Origin of the sequence: Pseudomonas moraviensis, assembly GCF_900105805.1 — a bacterium.
GTDB lineage: Bacteria > Pseudomonadota > Gammaproteobacteria > Pseudomonadales > Pseudomonadaceae > Aquipseudomonas > Aquipseudomonas moraviensis_A.
On the sequence record NZ_LT629788.1, the window covers coordinates 2,082,028 to 2,101,622 of the forward strand.

13 protein-coding genes are annotated in these 19,595 nt (G+C 57.8%); 11 read left to right on the plus strand and 2 right to left on the minus strand.

The genetic code is table 11. From position 1 onward, the window contains the following. Window positions 1-246: 246 nt before the first annotated feature. On the plus strand, window positions 247-1,320 hold the full coding sequence (locus tag BLU71_RS09450; RefSeq protein ID WP_083352908.1) for a 3-deoxy-7-phosphoheptulonate synthase: 1,074 nt from the start codon (window positions 247-249) through the stop codon (window positions 1,318-1,320). A 51-nt stretch (window positions 1,321-1,371) separates the two neighbouring features. On the opposite strand, the gene BLU71_RS09455 is transcribed toward BLU71_RS09450, so the two are convergent. Then, entirely contained in the window at window positions 1,372-2,451 is a 1,080-nt protein-coding gene (locus BLU71_RS09455; RefSeq protein WP_083352909.1) for a hypothetical protein, read from the minus strand. A gap of 333 nt (window positions 2,452-2,784) precedes the next feature. Here BLU71_RS09455 and BLU71_RS09460 point away from each other — a divergent pair, with 333 nt between their 5' ends. The 10 genes from BLU71_RS09460 to BLU71_RS09505 all read left to right on the plus strand — a co-directional run bounded on the left by BLU71_RS09460 (window position 2,785) and on the right by BLU71_RS09505 (window position 15,798). After that, on the plus strand, window positions 2,785-3,654 hold the full coding sequence (locus BLU71_RS09460; RefSeq protein ID WP_064362039.1) for an esterase/lipase family protein: 870 nt from the start codon (window positions 2,785-2,787) through the stop codon (window positions 3,652-3,654). A 95-nt stretch (window positions 3,655-3,749) separates the two neighbouring features. Further along, window positions 3,750-4,031, plus strand: coding sequence for a peptidylprolyl isomerase (locus BLU71_RS09465; RefSeq protein ID WP_042610373.1), 282 nt, complete (start codon window positions 3,750-3,752; stop codon window positions 4,029-4,031). A gap of 130 nt (window positions 4,032-4,161) precedes the next feature. Next, window positions 4,162-6,030, plus strand: coding sequence for an extracellular solute-binding protein (locus tag BLU71_RS09470; protein ID WP_083352910.1), 1,869 nt, complete (start codon window positions 4,162-4,164; stop codon window positions 6,028-6,030). Further along, window positions 6,030-7,091 carry a microcin C ABC transporter permease YejB gene (locus BLU71_RS09475; protein WP_083352911.1) on the plus strand — a complete coding sequence of 354 codons (1,062 nt, stop codon included), beginning with the start codon at window positions 6,030-6,032 and terminating at the stop codon, window positions 7,089-7,091. The genes BLU71_RS09470 and BLU71_RS09475 overlap by 1 nt, the downstream gene beginning before the upstream one ends. Next, window positions 7,091-8,113 carry an ABC transporter permease gene (locus BLU71_RS09480; RefSeq protein ID WP_042610370.1) on the plus strand — a complete coding sequence of 341 codons (1,023 nt, stop codon included), beginning with the start codon at window positions 7,091-7,093 and terminating at the stop codon, window positions 8,111-8,113. The genes BLU71_RS09475 and BLU71_RS09480 overlap by 1 nt, the downstream gene beginning before the upstream one ends. 9 nt (window positions 8,114-8,122) lie before the next feature. Continuing rightward, window positions 8,123-9,697, plus strand: a complete 1,575-nt coding sequence (locus BLU71_RS09485) for an ABC transporter ATP-binding protein (RefSeq protein WP_083352912.1) — start codon at window positions 8,123-8,125, stop codon at window positions 9,695-9,697. Between the two features lie 132 nt (window positions 9,698-9,829). Further along, window positions 9,830-11,236, plus strand: coding sequence for a sigma-54 interaction domain-containing protein (locus BLU71_RS09490; protein ID WP_042610368.1), 1,407 nt, complete (start codon window positions 9,830-9,832; stop codon window positions 11,234-11,236). A 283-nt stretch (window positions 11,237-11,519) separates the two neighbouring features. Next, window positions 11,520-12,911 carry a GntP family permease gene (locus BLU71_RS09495; RefSeq protein ID WP_065617212.1) on the plus strand — a complete coding sequence of 464 codons (1,392 nt, stop codon included), beginning with the start codon at window positions 11,520-11,522 and terminating at the stop codon, window positions 12,909-12,911. Window positions 12,912-12,918: 7 nt separating this feature from the next. Beyond that, window positions 12,919-13,692, plus strand: a complete 774-nt coding sequence (hbdH, locus tag BLU71_RS09500; RefSeq protein WP_064361762.1) for a 3-hydroxybutyrate dehydrogenase — start codon at window positions 12,919-12,921, stop codon at window positions 13,690-13,692. Window positions 13,693-13,842: 150 nt separating this feature from the next. Further along, window positions 13,843-15,798: an acetoacetate--CoA ligase gene (locus tag BLU71_RS09505; protein WP_083352913.1), complete on the plus strand. Its 1,956-nt coding sequence runs from the start codon at window positions 13,843-13,845 to the stop codon at window positions 15,796-15,798. A 66-nt stretch (window positions 15,799-15,864) separates the two neighbouring features. On the opposite strand, the gene BLU71_RS09510 is transcribed toward BLU71_RS09505, so the two are convergent. Next, complete coding sequence (locus BLU71_RS09510) at window positions 15,865-19,506, minus strand: hypothetical protein (RefSeq protein ID WP_083352914.1); 3,642 nt, start codon at window positions 19,504-19,506, stop codon at window positions 15,865-15,867. Between the last annotated feature and the right edge of the window lie 89 nt (window positions 19,507-19,595).

A 19,595-nucleotide genomic window follows, 5' to 3' on the forward strand; every position in this document is an offset into this window, starting at 1 on the left:
GCCCAATATTTTCCAGCACCACACCAGACAATTCGAGGATTACATCATGAACTACGCCACTTATTACCGTTACGACAGCTTTAGCGCCTGGCGATTTACCAGCCTCCGCTCGGGACAGCCTGCCGCCTCCGATCGGTCACCCACAGGTGGCAAACACACACCCCTAGCCAGTACGGCCATTTGTCGAACACCCCAGTAGGGCCGAGCGCGCGGGAAATACCCGCCATCCGCCCAGGAAGACCGAACATGAACTCTTCAGTTTCCGCTCTGCCCCTGTCAACACTCGATTCTGCCAACGAAGCACTGACCCTGCGTCTGCCCAGCTCGTTGCAACTCAAACAGCAATTTCCGCTCAGCCATTCCCTGCATCAGCAGGTCAATGCCCACCGCCAGGCGGTGCGCGCCATCCTCAACGGCGAAGACCCGCGCCTGCTGGTGATCGTTGGCCCCTGCTCTATCCATGACCCGCAATCAGCAATCGAATACGCTGCCAGACTCGCTCGCCTGGCCCAGGATGTGAGCGAGGAAATGCTGCTGGTCATGCGCGCCTACGTTGAAAAGCCGCGTACGACGGTCGGCTGGAAAGGCCTGGCCTACGATCCGCATCTGGACGGCACTGACGACATGGCTACGGGCCTGACGCTGTCCCGCGAACTCATGCTGGAAATGATCCGTCTCGGTCTGCCGGTGGCCACCGAGCTGCTACAACCCATGGCCGCTAACTACTTCGATGACCTGCTCAGCTGGGTGGCCATTGGTGCCCGCACCACCGAATCGCAGATTCACCGGGAAATGGCCAGCGGCCTGAACATGCCGGTGGGTTTCAAGAACGGCACCGACGGTGGCGCCGCCGTTGCTGTCGACGCCATGCGTTCGGCAGCCCATCCGCATCGGCACTTCGGCGTGGATAGCCAAGGGCATCCAGCGATCGTGCAGACCGCTGGCAACGCTGACACCCACATGGTGCTGCGCGGCGGCCATCAAGGGCCAAACTACGACGCGACCAGCGTGGCCAAGATCAGCGCCGAGCTCAGCCGACTGAAAATCCCGAGCCGCATCATGGTCGATTGCAGCCATGCCAACAGCGGCAAGGATCCACTGCGTCAGCCAGCAGTCTTCAACGACGTTCTTGAGCAGCGACTGCGTGGCGACCGCTCGCTGATCGGCATGATGCTGGAATCGCACCTCTTCGAAGGCTGCCAGCCGCTGAGCAATTCCCTGCGCTACGGCGTGTCGATCACCGATGGCTGCCTCGGCTTCGACGCAACGGAACAATTGTTGACTGACGCGGCGCGACGCTTCGCGCAAACCCAACGTTGATCGCAAGCGCCCTCCCGCTTACGCAGAGCGTGGAGGGCTGCAGTTCGCAGGCTATGCCACTACGTTGATCCGTCTCACCGCGGATTGCTGACTGACGTCATCCAGGCGTTCAACCGTGTAGCCAATTTCGACTGTAGTGCCGTGATGTTCGCGCCAGAAGCGGTGAGGGACGGTGAAACTCAGCGGTTGCCCGGCCATCTCCGGAGTGATTTCAAGGTCATCCCGGTGGCTGAAAAATTCGCCGTCAAGCTTGAGATAGACCAACTCATCCTCCTGCACTTGCGCGTCCTCAATGAGAATGGCAACCCCGTCTACCGAATCCTTCACTGACAACACGTCTTCAATCGCGCCGACAACATCCGGCGCAACCAGTTGCGCACGCGCCGCAGGCCCGATGAAAACCGTGGCGGGCTCTGACGTTCGAATGGTTGCGCAGGGTTGTTCGACACGGTAACCGACAACCACCTCGCCACCGCGATGGGCTTCGATGCAGCTGCCCGGCACCCAGAATGAAAGGCTTTGCCCAACCGCATAGGCCTCCACCTTCAATGCATCGGTGAAAATCTCGGGCGAGGTATCTCCGTGCCAAGACAACATCACCCGGTCGCCCACGGACATTCGCGCGTAAGGTTGCAGCGTCACCAGCGTGCCTTCGGCAACGCGCAACGGCTCCAGCGCCCCGTTGACCGAGCCCTCTATCTGCGGCGCCAACAGCTGCGGACGGACATCCCCCACAGACAATTGCAAGCGAGCAGACTCCACGGGGCCGGGGACGCGCGGACTTTGCAGTGCCCAGTAGACCTGCAGCGAACCTCCGTCCAGCGCGGCCACATGCATGCCCTTGATGACGAAGATGACGTCTTTGCCCACCTGGGCTTGGCTGATAAACCGGATCCTCTCGTATTGATAGGCAAAACCTTCGATATCCAGCCCCTCCCAGTACAGCACCAACTGATCGCCACAGGTCATGTTGGCGTAGGGCGCGATCCGTACGACGACCCTGGTTAGCGAAGGGTCGAGGACGCTGCCCTCCAGACCGTCGATCGTCGGCGCGAACAGCGGTTCGGCTGACACTTGAGCCGCGACCGGCTGATGCATGCGCCAGCAAAACTCGATTTCATGGTGATTCATTTCGTCTCCACTCCATGGATAACGTGCCGCCCTGGATGACGACACCGACACCTACATTGAGGACTTCTTTGACTGTCCTGGCTGTCAGCCGCATACGTCGCGAAGCCGGCGTAATCGCTACTCGCAAAGTAGGCAAGTGGGGGCTTGGGGCTCTTATGCCGACAAACGACCCAATGAACTTCCGATTCGGATTTCACAGGTATCCGAAATTTCGTACGCCCCCTATTCCATTTTCAAACGCAACGTGAAGCCTCTTCGTACTTCTTCAACGAGATGAGTGTTTTAGAGTGGCCCGGTGATTTCCCGATGAACTTCTACGAAAAAGGTAAGAACATGCAACGGAATGCTACAACTCGTTATCCCATCCTGTTGGTCCACGGTCTGTTCGGGTTCGAGCGTATCGGTCATTTCGAGCTGTTCCATGACGTCAAGTCCGCGCTGAAATCGGCCGGCTGCCGATTGTTTGTTCCACACCTTTCGGCGACTCACAACAACGAAATGAGGGGTGAGCAATTGCTGTCACAGATTGCCTGTGTGCTGCGAGGCACAGGCGCGAAGAAAGTCAACCTGATCGGACACAGCCAAGGCGCACTCGCTGCACGCTACGCGGCGGCGCTTGCACCAAACGTCGTCGCTTCAGTCACCTCCGTCAGTGGTCCGAACCATGGCTCGGAGCTCGCCGACTTCCTGCGCAATGCGCTGATCCCGGGCAAGCTGCCGGAGGCCGTCGCACAAAACGTGGCGACGCAGTTTGCTGATTTATTGTCGCTACTCAGCGGTAATGTGGCACTGCCGCAGAATGCATTGGCCGCGCTCAACGCACTGACCACGGTCGGCGTCGGTCAATTCAATGACAGGTTTCCGCAGGGACTGCCGCAAACCTGGGGTGGCCACGGCCCCGGGCAGGTCAATGGGGTGCGCTATTACTCGTGGAGCGGGGTTGTCCCCCAATCGACGCTGCCAGCGCTGGATCCGGTTCAGGACATATGCCGGCGGCTGTCGCAATACTTCACCACCGAACCCCAGCAGAACGACGGTTTCGTCGGACGCTTCAGTACCCATCTGGGGCAAGTGATCCGCTCTGATTATCCAATGGATCATCTGGCCAGCCTGCGGCGTACCACTGGCGTAAACGGGCCATCACCCGATCCGATTGACCTGTATGTCGAACATGCACGGCGCCTGCGAGCGGCGGATCTCTGAATCGGTTCTGCCATCGAGAATGGAACTTTGCCGAGAATTCGCCCACTGATTCCGGTAGGCTCCACCTTTTATTGAAACAGTTCGGAGAATTCCCCATGGCTAAAGCCACTGCCCGCCACATCCTGGTTTCCAGCGAAGACAAGTGCAACGAACTCAAGGCTCAGATCGAAGCCGGCGCTGATTTCGCCGAAGTCGCCAAGACCAACTCCACCTGCCCGTCCAGCCGCCAGGGCGGTGATCTGGGTTCTTTCGGTCCTGGCCAGATGGTCAAGGAATTCGACACCGTGGTGTTCAGCGCGCCAATCAATGTCGTGCAAGGCCCGGTGAAGACCCAGTTCGGTTACCACCTGCTGGAAGTCACCAGCCGTCAGGACTGATTCGTCGTCCGATTGCGATAACGGCCCGCCTTCTGGTGGGCCGTTGTGTTTCAGTTACATATACGGCTGGCGAGTGACGCGCGGCTCGCGTACAACTTGCGCTTATCGATTTTCCGTTCCAAGGCTGACGATGCGACTGGTTTTTCCCACACTGCTGTTCACCGCCCTCGCCCTGCTCACGGGTGCCGCCGGTGTCAACGCTGCGCCGCAACACGCGTTGACCGTTTACGGTGAACCGGCCAAATACCCCGACGGCTTCAGCCATTTCGACTACACCAATCCGCAAGCGCCGAAGGGCGGGACGATGCGTCGCTCGGCGATCGAAATCGGTCACTTCGACCATTTGCTGCCTTATATAGACAAAGGCATCGGTGTCACACAGATCGACGGGCTCCTTTATTCTCCATTGGCGCAACGCTCGCTCGATGAGCCTTACACCGTCTATGGTCTGGTCGCGGAGAAAATGGAGCGTTCGGACGACGGGCTGTCGCTGCGTTTCTTCATCAATCCCAAGGCGCGCTTTGCCGATGGCAAACAGATCACCGCCGAAGACGTTCGCTATACCTACAACCTGCTGATGACCCAGGGCAGCCTGCGTTATCGCACCCAGTTCGCCGACGTCAAGGACGTCGAAATCGAAGCGCCGCTGACCGTGCGCTTCGACTTCAAAAGCAACGAAAACCGCACCCTGCCGCTGGATATCGCGACCCTGCCGGTGTTCCCCGAACATTGGTGGAAGAGTCGCGATTTCGCTGGCGGCGGTGGCTATGAACCGCCACTGGGCAGCGGGCCGTACCGGGTCGGCAAAGTCGATTCCGGGCGCAGCATTACCTTCGAACGCAATGGCGACTGGTGGGGCAAGGACCTGCCGGTGAGTCGCGGCCTGTACAACTTCGACCATTTCAGCATCGAGTACTTCGGCGATACCGACGTCGCCCGCCAGGTGTTGCGTGGCGGCGCCTATGACTACAACCGCGAATTTTCCGCGACCGGCTACTCGATCGGCTACGACAGCCCAGCTCTTAGCGATGGCCGTTTGCAGAAAGCCCACCTCGCCACCGAAGCGCCGCAGTCGGCTCAGGGCTTCGTGTTCAATCTGCAAAAACCGATGTTCCAGGACCGTCGTGTGCGCCAGGCACTGGCGATGCTCTGGGATTTCGAATGGAGCAACCGGCAGATGATGCGCAACGTCTATATCCGCCAGCAGAGCTACTTTTCCAATACCGATCTCGCCGCCCGGCAGTTGCCCGATGCGCAGGAATTGAAAATCCTTGAACCGCTGCGCGGCCAGGTACCTGAGGAAGTTTTCAGCAAAGTCTTCGAAGCACCGAAGACCGATGGCAGCGGCATCATCCGCGACAAGCAACTGCAAGCGCTCGATCTGCTCGAACAGGCCGGCTGGAAACCGGACGGCGACCAACTGGTGAACAGCGCCGGCGAGCCGTTGAGTTTCACCTTTCTGGTCAGCCAGAACGGAATGGATCGCCTGCTGCTGCCCTACAAGCGCACCCTGAAACAGATCGGCATCGAACTCAATATCCGCCGCATCGATGCCTCGCAGTACGTCAACCGCCTGATGAGCCGCGACTACGACATGATCGTTACCGGCTATCCCGTCACCACCTCCCCCGGCGGCGAGCTGCTCAACTATTTCGGTTCGGCGGCAGCCAACGATCCGGGCGCGAACAATTACATGGTGCTGAAAAACCCGGCGGTTGACACCTTGATCAACGGCCTGATCCGCGCCTCGACCCAATCGGACATGCTGCATTACGCCCATGCTTTGGACCGGGTGCTGCAATGGAATTACTACTGGATTCCCAACTATTACCCGCCAGGCACCTCGACCGTCTGGTGGAACCGCTTCGGCATTCCGACAGTGCAGGCCAGCAATGACGAAGCCATCGAGAGCTGGTGGGAAATCAGTCGGACACCGCTGACCAATCAACAAATGACCGCTGAGAAAATCAGTCGCAGCAGACCCGGAGGGCCGCACTGATGTGGGGTTACATACTGCGGCGCCTGCTGCTGATCATTCCGACGCTGGTGATCATCCTGCTGGTCAATTTCGTGATCATTCAGGCCGCGCCCGGCGGACCGGTGGAACAAGCCATCGCCCATCTGCAAGGCATCGGCGGTGCCAGTGCCGGCGGCGGAGCCAGCGAGACATCGAGCAACGCTTCGCGCGCCAGCCGTGGCCTGGATCCGCAACTGATCAAGGACATCGAAAAACAGTACGGCTTCGACAAGCCTGCCCACGAACGCCTGTGGCTGATGCTGAAAAACTATGCGCAGCTCGATTTCGGCAAGAGCTTCTTTCGCGGCGCAACAGTCACCGACCTGATTCTGGAAAAGATGCCGGTGACCATTTCGCTCGGGCTGTGGGCGACCCTGATCACCTATCTCGTGTCGATCCCGCTGGGCATCCGCAAGGCCGTGCACCACGGCAGCCATTTCGATATCTGGAGCAGCACAGCGATCATCATTGGCTATGCGATGCCGGCGTTTCTGTTCGCGATGTTCCTGATCGTGGTATTTGCCGGCGGCACTTCGCTGAACTGGTTTCCGGTGCGCGGACTGGTTTCGGACAACTTCGAATCGCTGTCGACGCTGGGCAAGATCGCCGATTACTTCTGGCATCTGGTGTTGCCGGTCACCGCGCTGGTGATCGGCGGGTTCGCCACCCTGACCATCCTGACGAAAAACTCGTTCCTCAATGAGATCACCCGGCAGTACGTGGTCACCGCCCGGGCCAAGGGCTTGAGCGAACGCCGTGTGCTGTACGGACATGTGTTCCGCAACGCCATGCTGCTGGTGGTGTCCGGGATTCCTCAGGCGTTCATCAGCGTATTCTTCGCCGGCTCCCTGCTGATCGAAGTGATCTTCTCCCTCGACGGCCTTGGGCGCATGAGCTACGAAGCGGCGGTTTCACGGGACTATCCGGTGGTGTTCGGCTCGCTATTCATCTTCACCCTGTTCGGTCTGCTGATAAAACTGCTCGGCGACCTGTGCTACACCCTGGTCGACCCGCGTATCGACTTCGCCGCGAGGAACGCCTGATGCTCACGCTCTCGCCTTTGGGGCGCCGCCGTTTCGAACGTTTCAAGAAAAACCGTCGCGGCTGGTGGTCGCTGTGGTTGTTCATCGGCCTGTTCATGCTGACGCTGGGCGGCGAATTGATCGCCAACGACAAGCCGCTGATGGTCAGTTATCAGGGACAGTGGTACTTCCCGGTGCTCAAGCGCCACACCGAGCAGGAATTCGGCGGGCAACTGCCCTTCCAGGCTGATTATCGCAGCGAGTACGTGCAGAACCTGATCCGCAAGGAGGGCGGCTGGTTATTGTTCCCGCCGATTCCGTTCAGCGACGACACGCCCAACTACGACTTGAACAAACCGGCGCCGAGCCCACCAACGTCGGTCAACTGGCTGGGCACCGATGATCAGGCCCGCGATGTGCTGGCGCGGGTCATTTTTGGCGCTCGGGTGTCGATCCTGTTTGCGTTGATGCTGACCTTCGTCAGTGCGCTGATCGGCATCGCTGCCGGCGCGTTGCAGGGCTATTACGGTGGCTGGGTCGATCTGCTCGGGCAGCGCGTACTGGAAGTCTGGTCGGGACTGCCGGTGCTGTATCTGCTGATCATTCTTTCCGGTTTCGTCGAGCCGAATTTCTGGTGGCTGCTGGGGATCATGGCGCTGTTTTCCTGGCTGGCCCTGGTGGACGTGGTGCGCGCCGAGTTCCTGCGCGGGCGCAATCTGGAATACGTCAAAGCCGCGCGCGCCCTGGGTCTGACTGACCGCAAGGTGATCTTCCGGCACATCCTGCCCAACGCGATGAACGCCACGCTGAGCTACCTGCCGTTCATTCTGACCGGGGCCATCTCGACGCTGACCGCGCTGGATTTCCTCGGCTTCGGCATGCCGGCCGGCAGTGCTTCGCTGGGCGAGCTGATCGGTCAGGGCAAGCAGAACCTGCAAGCGCCATGGCTTGGCTTGACCGCGTTCTTCACCCTGGCGCTGATCCTTTCATTACTGGTATTCATCGGCGAAGCGTTGCGTGACGCTTTTGACCCTCGATCCTGAAGCGTGACCATGACTGACAACCTGATTGAAATCCGCAACCTCAATGTCGCCTTCCATGGCCAGACGGTGGTGCGTGACCTGTGCCTGGATATCCGCCCCGGTGAATGCCTGGCACTCGTCGGCGAATCGGGTTCGGGGAAATCGGTGACGGCGCATTCGATCCTGCAACTGCTGCCCGACACTGAGGCGCAATCCCGTGGCAGCATCCGCTATCGAGGGCAGGAGCTGCTGGGCGCCGATCCGAAAGTCTTGCGAGAACTGCGCGGCAATCGCATCGCCATGATCTTTCAGGAGCCGATGACCTCGCTCAATCCCTTGCACACCATCGAAAAGCAGATCGGCGAAACCCTGCTGCTGCACCGTGGCCTGGGCGGCAAGCAAGCGCAGCAGCGCATTCTCGAACTGCTCGGACTGGTCGGCATCCAGAAGCCCCGGGAACGGCTGAAGGCCTATCCGCATCAACTCTCTGGCGGGCAACGGCAGAGGGTGATGATCGCCATGGCGCTAGCCTGCGAACCGGAGTTGTTGATTGCTGACGAACCGACCACGGCACTGGACGTCACCGTGCAGCGCAAGATTCTCTTGCTGCTCAAATCCCTGCAACAGCGCTTGGGCATGTCGCTGCTGCTGATCAGCCACGATCTCAATCTGGTACGCAGCATTGCTCAGCGCGTCTGTGTGATGAAGGCCGGCGAGATTGTCGAGCAGGCGCCCTGCGAAACCCTGTTCACCGAGCCGAAACACCCTTACAGCTGCGTGCTGTTGAACGCGGAGCCCGAAGGTGAAGCCCTGCCCCGTGACGAGCGTGAAAACGTGCTGGAAGTGGCAGACCTGCGCGTCGATTTTCAGGTCGCTGGCGGACTGTTCCAGCGCAAGCAATATTTGCGCGCAGTTGACGGCATCAGTTTGAATATTCAGCGCGGTAAGACCCTGGGCATCGTTGGCGAATCTGGTTCGGGCAAGTCGACGCTGGGTCAGGCGATCCTGCGTTTGCTCGACTCCGAGGGCAGCATTCGCTTTCAGGGCGCAGCGCTCGACGGCCTCAATCAAAAGCAACTGCGACCGTGGCGGCGGCAAATGCAGGTGGTGTTTCAGGACCCGTTTGGCAGCCTCAGCCCGCGCATGTCGGTGGCGCAGATCATCAGCGAAGGTCTGGAAGTGCATTGTGAGTCGACGGCTAACGAATGCGACGAGCAAGTGATTCGCGTGCTCAGGGAAGTCGGCCTCGACCCGGAAAGCCGCCATCGCTACCCGCATGAATTCTCCGGCGGCCAGCGTCAGCGCATCGCCATCGCGCGGGCGCTGGTGCTGAAACCGGCGCTGATCCTGCTCGATGAACCGACCTCCGCACTCGATCGCACGGTGCAGAAACAAGTGGTCGCCCTGCTCCGTGACCTGCAGGAAAAACACGGTTTGACTTATCTGTTCATCAGCCACGATCTGGCGGTGGTGCGCGCCCTCGCCCATGACATGATCGTGATCAAGGACGGCCAAGTCGTCGAGCGGGGTGCCAGTCACAACGTGTTCGATAACCCGCAGCATCCGTACACCAAAGAGCTGTTGGCGGCGGCGCATCCGGGGTAGGTTTTTTCTGTTAATCCGCGGCGCGGCATTCGCGAGCAGGCTCACTCCTACAATTGGAATGCGTTCCCCCTGTAGGAGTGAGCCTGCTCGCGATGAAGCCTCAACAGGCGAAATATTTTCAGGACCTTGCAGATGAACACCACCGAAAGCCTCAAGGACTATCAACGGGTTCGCACTCTGGCGATCCGTTCGCTGTTCGAGATCATCGAGCAGTCCAGTGAAGGCACGGTGATTGTCGATCGCGATGCGAACATCGTCTGGATGAATGAGCGCTACGCCCGGCGCTTTGGTCTTGAATCTGCGGCAGGCGCCATCGGCAAACCCTGCGAAAGCGTGATCCCCGGCAGCCTGCTGCGCGAAGTGGTGCGCACCGGTCGCCCCATTCTGCTGGACATGCAGGACACACCGAAGGAACCGCTGGTGGTGATGCGCCTGCCCATCCATGACGACGCCGGCAGTGTGATCGGCGCCATCGGTTTTGCCCTGTTCGACGAATTGCGCACGCTGTCGCCGATGCTCAAGCGCTACCTGAGCATGCAGGAAGAACTGGCCTCGACCCGCTCGCTGCTGCGCGCGCGGCAGACCAAATACAACTTCGCCCATTTCATCGGCACCAGCGCTGCCAGCCTCGAAGTCAAACGCCGCGCCCGGCGCAGTGCCAGCGCTGATTCGCCGGTGTTGCTGCTCGGCGAAACCGGCACCGGCAAGGAATTGCTTGCGCAAGCCATTCACAGCGCCTCGCCACGGGCGCACAAAGCCTTCGTCAGCATCAACAGCGCGGCCATTCCGGAGGCTTTGCTGGAAGCCGAGTTCTTCGGCACGGCACCGGGCGCGTTTACCGGTGCTGATCGCAAGGGCCGTACCGGCAAATTGCAGATCGCTCAGGGCGGCACGCTGTTTCTCGACGAGATCGGCGATATGCCGCTGCCGCTGCAAAGCAAACTGCTGCGGGTTTTGCAGGAAAAGGAATTCGAACCGGTCGGCTCCAATGAAGTGATTCAGAGCGATGTGCGGGTGATCGCCGCGACTTCGACAGATTTGCAGGCGGCGATCAAGCGTGGCGAATTTCGCGCCGATTTGTACTACCGCCTCAACGTCCTGCCAATCCAGGTGCCGCCGCTGCGTGAGCGGCTTGATGACCTGCCCGCGCTGAGCGAGGCGATTCTGGAGGAACTGCGCAGCCAGCACGAATTGCACCGCGATGCGCTGGCGCTGCTCGGCCAGCATGCGTGGCCGGGCAACATTCGCGAGTTGCGCAATGTGCTTGAACGGGCGGCGCTGCTCAGTGATGACTTACTGCTGACCGAGCAGGATATTCGCGGGGCGATTGGGTCGTTCACCCCGGTTGAGCGCACGGCCGATCCGGGCGTACAAGCCGCCGTAGGTGAGACATTCGCCCAGGCGCGAGCGCGTTTTGATCGGCAGTTGATTGAGTCGGCCCTGGCGCAATGCGCGGGGAAAGTGCCGGAGGCTGCGGCGCGGTTAGGGCTGGGGCGGTCGACGCTGTACAAGAAAATGCTGGCGTTGGGAATCGTTTGAGTCTCGCTAAAGAGACAGCAATCTCTTTTTTTAGATAGGTTTTTCAAGATCAAAAGATCGCAGCCTTCGGCAGCTCCTACAGGGTAAATACGACAATCCACGTAGGAGCTGCCGAAGGCTGCGATCTTTTAGCCGTCTCAAAATAGAGACAAATCACTCAAGATGCTGACCTTACCGTAGAGAATATTCATAGATATCAATCGGTTAGGGTTTTGGCACAGTAATCGCTACAGCCTCTCCACCCGTTCCCCCCATAAAAACAACAATCCTGGAGAGACACACCATGAGTGTGATCATTGCCCTGGCAGCGCTGACGCTGCTGATGCTCGCCGCCTACCGTGGCTACAGCGTTATCCTCTTCGCCCCGATCGCTGCCCTCGGCGCGGTCCTGCTCACCGATCCATCCGCCGTCGCGCCCGCGTTTACCGGGGTGTTCATGGACAAGATGGTCGGTTTCATCAAGCTCTACTTTCCCGTCTTCCTGCTCGGCGCAGTGTTTGGCAAGCTGATCGAACTGTCCGGCTTCTCGCGGTCGATTGTCGCCGCCGCGATTCGCTTGCTCGGCACCCGGCAAGCGATGCTGGTGATCGTGCTGGTTTGCGCCCTGCTGACTTACGGCGGCGTGTCGTTATTTGTCGTGGTGTTTGCGGTGTACCCGTTCGCCGCCGAGATGTTTCGCCAAAGCAATATTCCCAAGCGCTTGATCCCGGCGACCATCGCGCTCGGTGCGTTCTCGTTCACCATGGACGCCCTGCCCGGCACGCCGCAGATCCAGAACATCATCCCCAGCACGTTTTTCAATACCACCGCATGGGCGGCGCCGTGGCTGGGCGTGATCGGCACGATATTCGTGTTCTGCGCCGGCATGCTGTTTTTGCAGCGCCAGCGCAACAAGGCGCAGCGTGCCGGTGAAGGCTATGGCACCGAACTGCGCAACGAACCGGAAACCGCTGAAGACCTCCAACTGCCGAACCCGTGGATCGCGCTGTCGCCATTGCTGGCGGTCGGGATCATGAACCTGCTGTTCACCCAGTGGATTCCGCAGTGGTATGGCAAGACCCACAGCCTCGCCCTGCCGGGCATGGCCGCGCCAGTCACGACCGAAATCGCCAAGCTCACGGCGATCTGGGCGGTGCAGGCGGCGTTGCTGGTCGGCATCCTCATGGTGTTGGCGTTCGGCTTTCAGGCGATTCGCAGCAAGCTTGCCGAAGGCAGCAAAAGCGCAGTCAGCGGTGCGTTGCTGGCGGCGATGAACACCGCGTCCGAATACGGTTTTGGTGCGGTCATCGCCTCACTGCCCGGCTTTCTGGTGTTGGCCGACTGGCTCAAGCAAATCCCCAATCCACTGGTCAACGAAGCCATCACCGTGACGCTGCTCGCCGGCATCACCGGTTCGGCTTCGGGCGGCATGAGCATTGCGCTGGCGGCGATGTCCGAGCAGTTCATCAGTGCGGCGCATGCGGCGAATATTCCGCTGGAAGTGCTGCACCGCGTCGCCGCGATGGCCAGTGGCGGCATGGACACCCTGCCGCACAACGGCGCGGTGATCACGCTGCTGGCGGTGACCGGGCTGACCCACCGTGAAGCCTACAAAGACATTTTCTGTATTACGCTGATCAAGACCCTGGCGGTTTTCGTGGTGATCGGCACTTTCTACGCCACTGGCATTGTGTGAGGTATTCATGACCACTCTTTCCGGCAAGACAGCGCTGGTAACCGGCTCCACCAGCGGCATCGGCCTGGGCATCGCGCTGAGCCTGGCGCAGGCCGGCGCCAACCTGATTCTCAATGGTTTCGGCGACGCCTCGAAGGTGATTGCCGAGGTCGCTCGGTTCGGCGGCAAGGTCGGCCATCATCCCGCCGATGTCAGCGACCCGGCGCAGATTGCCGACATGATCGCTTACGCCGAGCGTGAGTTTGGCGGCGTCGACATTCTGGTCAACAACGCGGGTATTCAACACGTGGCGGCGGTGGAAGAATTTCCAGTCGAGCGCTGGGATTCGATCATCGCGATCAACCTGTCATCGGTGTTTCACAGCACTCGCTTGAGCTTGCCGGGCATGCGCGAGAAAAACTGGGGACGGATCATCAATATCGCGTCGGTGCATGGCCAGGTCGGCTCCACCGGCAAAGCCGCGTATGTCGCAGCCAAACATGGTGTGATCGGCCTGACCAAAGTGGTCGGGCTGGAAACCGCGACCAGCCATGTCACCTGCAACGCGATCTGTCCGGGCTGGGTGTTGACGCCGCTGGTGCAGAAGCAGATCGATGATCGTGCGGCCAAGGGCGTCGATCCGCAGCAGGCGCAGCATGACCTGCTCGCCGAGAAACAGCCTTCGCTGGAGTTCGTTACGCCGGAGCATCTGGGTGAGCTGGTACTGTTTTTGTGCAGCGAGGCTGGCAGCCAGGTGCGCGGGGCGGCGTGGAATATTGATGGCGGATGGTTGGCGCAATAATCCTGCCCGCTCCTGTAGGAGTGAGCCTGCTCGCGATAGCGGTAAATCAGACACAGTTCGGGATTCTGACACAACGCTTTCGCGAGCAGGCTCGCTCCCACAGGAGATGATTTCCGTGGCCTGTACGAATCAGATAAGAAGAGCCAACCCATGTCCGACATCCTCTGGCAACCCGACCCGCAGCGTATCGCCCGTTCGCGTATGGACGTGTTTCGGCGCGAGATCAATCAGCGGCATTCGCTGCAGCTCGATGACTACCCTGCCCTGCACCAATGGAGCATCGAGCAGCGCGGCGATTTCTGGCAGGCGATCGTCGATTTCTTCGACATCCGCTTCCATACCCAACCCGACGCCGTTTTCCACGAAGGTGCGCAGATGCCCAGCGCCGAGTGGTTTCCTGGCGCGACGCTGAACTTCGCCGAACACCTGCTGCGCCGTCGCGACGATGCCGTGGCGGTGGTCGCCGTTGCGGAAAATGGCCAGCGCGAGCAACTGACCTGGGCCGAACTGGCCGAACATGTGGCAGGCTTCCAGGCCAGCCTGCGCGCGGTGGGCATTGGATACGGCGATCGCGTCGCCGCGTGCATGCCCAACACCTGGCAAACACTGGTGGCGATGCTGGCCACTACCAGCCTTGGCGCGATCTGGTCGTGCTCGTCACCAGACTTTGGTACCCACGGCGTGATCGATCGCTTTGGCCAGATCGAACCGAAACTGCTGCTCACCTGCGCGGGCTATCAATACGCCGGAAAAACCCTCGATCAGACCGCAAAGCTCAACGAAATCCTGGCGCAACTGCCGTCGCTGCAGCAGTTGATCATCGTGCCGTACGCCCGTCCGCAAGCCCGCATCGACGACTACCAGACCGACGCCGAAGTCACTCTGTGGCAAGATTTCTACGAACCGGGTTGCGAGCCGGATTTCACCCCGGTGCCGTTCAACCATCCGCTCTACGTGCTGTACTCCAGCGGCACCACTGGCGTGCCGAAATGCATCGTCCACAGCACCGGCGGCGTGCTGCTGCAACTCGTCAAGGAGCATGGTTTGCACTGCGACCTCGGTCCTGGTGATCGCTTGTTCTACTACACGACCTGCGGCTGGATGATGTGGAACTGGCTGGTCTCGGCACTCGCGGTGGGCAGCGCCGTGGTGCTCTACGACGGCTCGCCGTTCCACCCGGACCCTCAGCGTCTGCTCGACCTGATCGACGACGAGCGCATCAGCGTGTTTGGCACCAGTCCCAAGTTCCTCGCCACATTGGAAAGCGGCGGCGCCAGACCCCGTGACAGTCATGACTTGAGCAGCTTGAAAACACTGCTGTGTACGGGCTCGGCGCTGTCGCCGCAAAGCTATGATTTCGTTTATCGCGACTTCAAAACCGACGTATGCCTGGCGTCGATGTCCGGTGGCACGGACATCGTTTCCTGCTTCGTCAACGGCAATCCGCTGTCACCGGTCCGCCGCGGAGAAATCATGGGCAAGAGCCTGGGCATGGCCGTTGAGGTGTGGAACGACGCTGGTCAGCCGGTGATCGGTGAAAAAGGTGAACTGGTCTGCACCCGGCATTTTCCGGCGATGCCGATCGGGTTGTGGAATGATCCTGACGGCACAAAACTGCGCCAGTCCTATTTCAGTCTCTTTCCCGGCTTCTGGGCGCAGGGTGACTACGCCGAACAATTGCCCCATGGCGCAATGATGATCCATGGCCGCTCGGACGCGGTGCTGAATCCGGGTGGCGTGCGCATCGGTACAGCGGAAATCTATCGTCAGGTCGAGAAGATCACCGAAGTACAGGACAGCGTCGCCATCGGTCAGCAGTGGCAGGATGATGTGCGGGTTGTGCTGTTTGTCAGGTTGCGCGAAGGGCTGGAACTGGATGAAGCACTGGAGCAGCGCATCCGTCAGGTGATCCGCGCCAACACCTCCCCAAGGCATGTACCGGCGAAAATTGTGGCGGTGACAGACATTCCACGCACCATCAGCGGCAAGGTCGTGGAACTGGCTGTGCGCGAGATGGTGCATGGGCGACCGGTAAAAAATACCGATGCGCTGGCCAATCCCGAAGCGCTGGAGCAGTTTCGGGATCGGTGGGAGCTTGAGCAGTGAATATTGCAAAGGTCAAGGTGACCATTCGCGAGTCACAGGCTAATGGCCCGGGAATGGTCTGGACGCTTAATCGTTGAGATTCAACCAGACTTCCTCGGTGATCTTTCGACCTGCGCTCCTTTTAACTGCAGACTTCAGACGTGTCATGTTCATATTGAATTCTGATGGATCAGACTCTTTCTGGCTGAGCAAAGCTACCAGCATTGCAATCGAGTCCGCGTTTTGCAAAGCGCTACCATCGCCAGCAGCTGGGCCAATATAAGGTATGTGCCCTGCAGCGAAATTCAATAACCGGCTAACGTCACAGTGCTGGGTCTTGTTTCGTATTGCCGCCGGAGCATAAGCGTAATCTACCGTTCCGGCCTGTGCTCGACACATCTCATGTAACAGATCATCGGCAACTGCTCCATAATTGAATCTGCTGAATTCAAAACCCACATTGAGATTCTGATTGTTAACCGTCATGAACTGCACTTCATTCCGAGCATGCAACTCTGCTTTTTTCCACTCGTTGTATTGATTGACATCGACACTGACGACCTGATCATCAGTCTTCAGCGGATCAAGAAAGAAATTACTCGCGGAAACCCCTGCAAAGTCGAGTCTTACAGTCTTTAGTAGTGCCTCGATCTTCGAGCGACCATTGTCCGTAGTCCCCAAAAACAGACCGATCGCCAGGTCGGTATCCAGATTGATCCGGGAGTTCGTCAATACAGTAATTGCGGAATCCAACTTCTGCTTAGAAATGCGCAGGCCGTGTTCGATGATATGTTTCGTAAGACTTTCTGGTCGTACACTTGGGAGAGTAAACGAACACTTGAATTCGAAGTTCGGCAGCTTTTTTCCCCAAGGCTTACCGCTCCGGGTGAGCGCATACCAATGATTACTTTTCTTGAACGCACTGACACTCAGCGCAGTAAGAGCCCCGCTGCGAGGTCGCCACTTCCCCTGCCCGAGCGCTGGAAGGCTGGCAGCCTGAATCAAATCAGTGGAATGTCTGCCCCCCGTGAAGTTTTTCAGTTGCGAGGAAGCAGCATCTAGAAGCCTCAACCCCTTGGGCGCCAAGCTCAATCCATTTCTGATTAATATTTTTGAAATTTTGTAACCCGTCGAGGGTAACCCATCAATCGGATTGAAGGTCGAGACCGCCAATTGCAAACCATACTTCAGGAATTTAGCAAGTTTGGCAGTCTGCGATATCGACTTTGTAGCGATATTAAGCACCTTGACCGGAGCACCTACAAGCGTAAACAAAACACCAATAGCGTCCATGGAACAACCGTAGATACCATCGACAACTTTATTTCTTTCTGCGGACGCCAGGTCCTCGATGCATTTTTTGAACGGCACAATCAGATCGATTACAAACGTTACCGCCTCATCGTATTGCCGCGCTTTTTTCTCTTTCTCCGTAAGATCAGTAAATGTCTCCAGCAGCTCATCTACGCTGCCAATAGGACGATTGGCGACTATGAACTTCGCAATATTCTGCGCCTGTGCACTGATGAAGTACTGATAATAACTTTTTTTGCTGCCAGACTCGATGATTGGTGCTGCGATCGTGCCGAGCTTCTCGATTATCATCGAACCTGCTGAATTCGGGTTCGCTTGAGTACCGTTCATATAGCTGCTTATGTCGATCGGGACGTTATGCGTTTCTGGGACTGGAGGATGTTTGTCGTTAAGCCCGCCCTTATAATCCAGCCTGGATGGCATACTCATTTTGCCGGTATTCTTTATCAAAGCCCCCAGCGCATCATTTCTACGACACTCACCCAACAAGCTGAACATTTCGTAGCATAGAAGTTCATTATTGCCATGGGATGCGATCATTATCAGCGCAAATCGACCTCGGGCACGATCTTTATCAGCCTGGATCTCTACAACTTTCGTTTCCTGCCGGTCGGCACTTGTCTGTCTGTGATCTACCGGCTCATGAATAAATGTCCCGGCGGTTCGACGGACTGTAAAGAATGTAATTCTGCTCCTTTCAAATACATCCCGGTCTTGACGTGGCATACCCGCCAGCGCCATTTTTATGTTTGTTTCCATGGCGGCATGAATATTTTTGTGATACTCGCGCGTCTCTGCCAAAAAGGCGACTCGGGTGGGAGTACAGTATTGCAGCAGTGGATACTGAGTAAGTATGTGGGGTTGTTTATTCCAGTCCCACTGGCCGGAAGCAAGTTCGTCCTCTATTTGCAACTCGAGTATAGAGTGCCTCAAATCGGAAAACGTATTCGGGCGAAGTATCGGCTCTTCCAGAAAATCGCAATTCGGCAGCGCCGGCTCCAGAGCGGCCAAAGCAATCCGCCTGCGATTTGGCACGGGGGCAGTGAAGGCTTTGGTGCCTTTGACAATAGTCTCCACGTGGTTTTGATAGGCATTCATTGCCCGTTGCGTTGCTTCTCCAATAGTTGTCTGTATGTCCTCGGGCGTGATCACCTCATTGATCAACCCCCAGTCCGTAGCGGCATCGATCAAAGCCAGACCCTGCAGAGCGCTAATTGATTTACTGATCGATTCCAGATCAGCAAATTTCATAACCTGGTCATATGTCATAAGGCGCGATGCGCCTTTGGCAGTCATTTCGATAGAGCCAACCGTTTGCGAAAAAACCACCCAACTTATAGAGCCCGCAGTAAGCCATGCCGGAATGTTTTTAACCAGCAACGCCGGGGCGATGGAAGACAATAGTAAGTGAGATGCCAGTGGAACAAGCAGGCGAGAAATTTTCTTGCTGTCAACAAGGTGACTCTCAATGTTTTCCCGGACAACACTCAAAGATTGATCAGCCGCTGTTTCGGGGTCATAGATATCGAAACCAGCAATACAGTTTCTCCTATGCTGGGTACCGATCAACGGATCAAGCTGAAGAATAATCGCAGTGTACAGGACGGATGAACGTCTTTGACTGTCCAGCGCCTCATCACTATTTGCCCCCCACCACGCCAACCTTTCGATATAGCGCTTGGCCTGAGCCTGTGAATACTGATGGCCTATCAACTGGGCAACAACATCACCTGCACTTTCCCAAGAAATGCGATCCGCCAACTTCGGCTTGATCTGCTCATACAAAATGTCCAGCAAAGAGCCTGAAAAAAACTCCGTCGTCAAATCACGAATTTCTTTACATTCTTCAGCGGTCAATGTGATCACGCCGCCATTGATGCACTCCCAGTAATCGGGAAGCTGATCCGCTGCTGACCACCTCAAGGTCAAAAATTCCACCAACTTCGTCAGTTGATCAATGTCTGTAGGGACATGCAAACCATGAAAGCGCAACCACTGTGCGTAACTCGCCTTTCCATTCGACCAGATTTGACCTCCGGTCAGATTGAGGCCGTCTTTGAGCACTTCAAAATCGTCATGAGCTTCGGGCGCGGACTTGATTCTAGCCGCCACCTGCTCAAGCCCATCAGCCATTAACAACCCATCGCCCTTGAGTATTGCAATCGCGCCCGGTTCGTAACGATTTACACACTTCGCGAGCAGATCGCTAAAAGGTTTTTGCACATAATGCATGGATGAACCTGGCTGTAAATCCAGACTTAACATCTCAAAATCCGGTAAAGACGAACCGGCCTGATAACTACCGGAAATTCGACTTACAATCTCTGCCCGCTCAAACTGATCAGCCTCCGAGCAGAAATTATTATCTTCTGCGGTCAACACAGCGCTTTGTTCAAAAACACTTCTTACTCTCATATTGCGTCCTTTATTCAACAATTAAACAACGAACGCAACCTTAAACAAACGCATTAAACCTTCAAGCGAAGGTTTATTAACCGATATTT

What these genes read in the sequence shown, in the direction of transcription:
- BLU71_RS09465 (WP_042610373.1), top strand. Translation starts at nt 3,750, where the DNA reads ATGGCTAAAGCCACTGCCCGCCACATCCTGGTTTCCAGCGAAGACAAG.
- BLU71_RS09505 (WP_083352913.1), top strand. Translation starts at nt 13,843, where the DNA reads ATGTCCGACATCCTCTGGCAACCCGACCCGCAGCGTATCGCCCGTTCG.
- BLU71_RS09460 (WP_064362039.1), top strand. Translation starts at nt 2,785, where the DNA reads ATGCAACGGAATGCTACAACTCGTTATCCCATCCTGTTGGTCCACGGT.
- BLU71_RS09450 (WP_083352908.1), top strand. Translation starts at nt 247, where the DNA reads ATGAACTCTTCAGTTTCCGCTCTGCCCCTGTCAACACTCGATTCTGCC.
- BLU71_RS09495 (WP_065617212.1), top strand. Translation starts at nt 11,520, where the DNA reads ATGAGTGTGATCATTGCCCTGGCAGCGCTGACGCTGCTGATGCTCGCC.
- BLU71_RS09490 (WP_042610368.1), top strand. Translation starts at nt 9,830, where the DNA reads ATGAACACCACCGAAAGCCTCAAGGACTATCAACGGGTTCGCACTCTG.
- hbdH (WP_064361762.1), top strand. Translation starts at nt 12,919, where the DNA reads ATGACCACTCTTTCCGGCAAGACAGCGCTGGTAACCGGCTCCACCAGC.
- BLU71_RS09510 (WP_083352914.1), bottom strand. Translation starts at nt 19,506, where the DNA reads ATGAGAGTAAGAAGTGTTTTTGAACAAAGCGCTGTGTTGACCGCAGAA.
- BLU71_RS09475 (WP_083352911.1), top strand. Translation starts at nt 6,030, where the DNA reads ATGTGGGGTTACATACTGCGGCGCCTGCTGCTGATCATTCCGACGCTG.
- BLU71_RS09480 (WP_042610370.1), top strand. Translation starts at nt 7,091, where the DNA reads ATGCTCACGCTCTCGCCTTTGGGGCGCCGCCGTTTCGAACGTTTCAAG.
- BLU71_RS09470 (WP_083352910.1), top strand. Translation starts at nt 4,162, where the DNA reads ATGCGACTGGTTTTTCCCACACTGCTGTTCACCGCCCTCGCCCTGCTC.
- BLU71_RS09455 (WP_083352909.1), bottom strand. Translation starts at nt 2,451, where the DNA reads ATGAATCACCATGAAATCGAGTTTTGCTGGCGCATGCATCAGCCGGTC.
- BLU71_RS09485 (WP_083352912.1), top strand. Translation starts at nt 8,123, where the DNA reads ATGACTGACAACCTGATTGAAATCCGCAACCTCAATGTCGCCTTCCAT.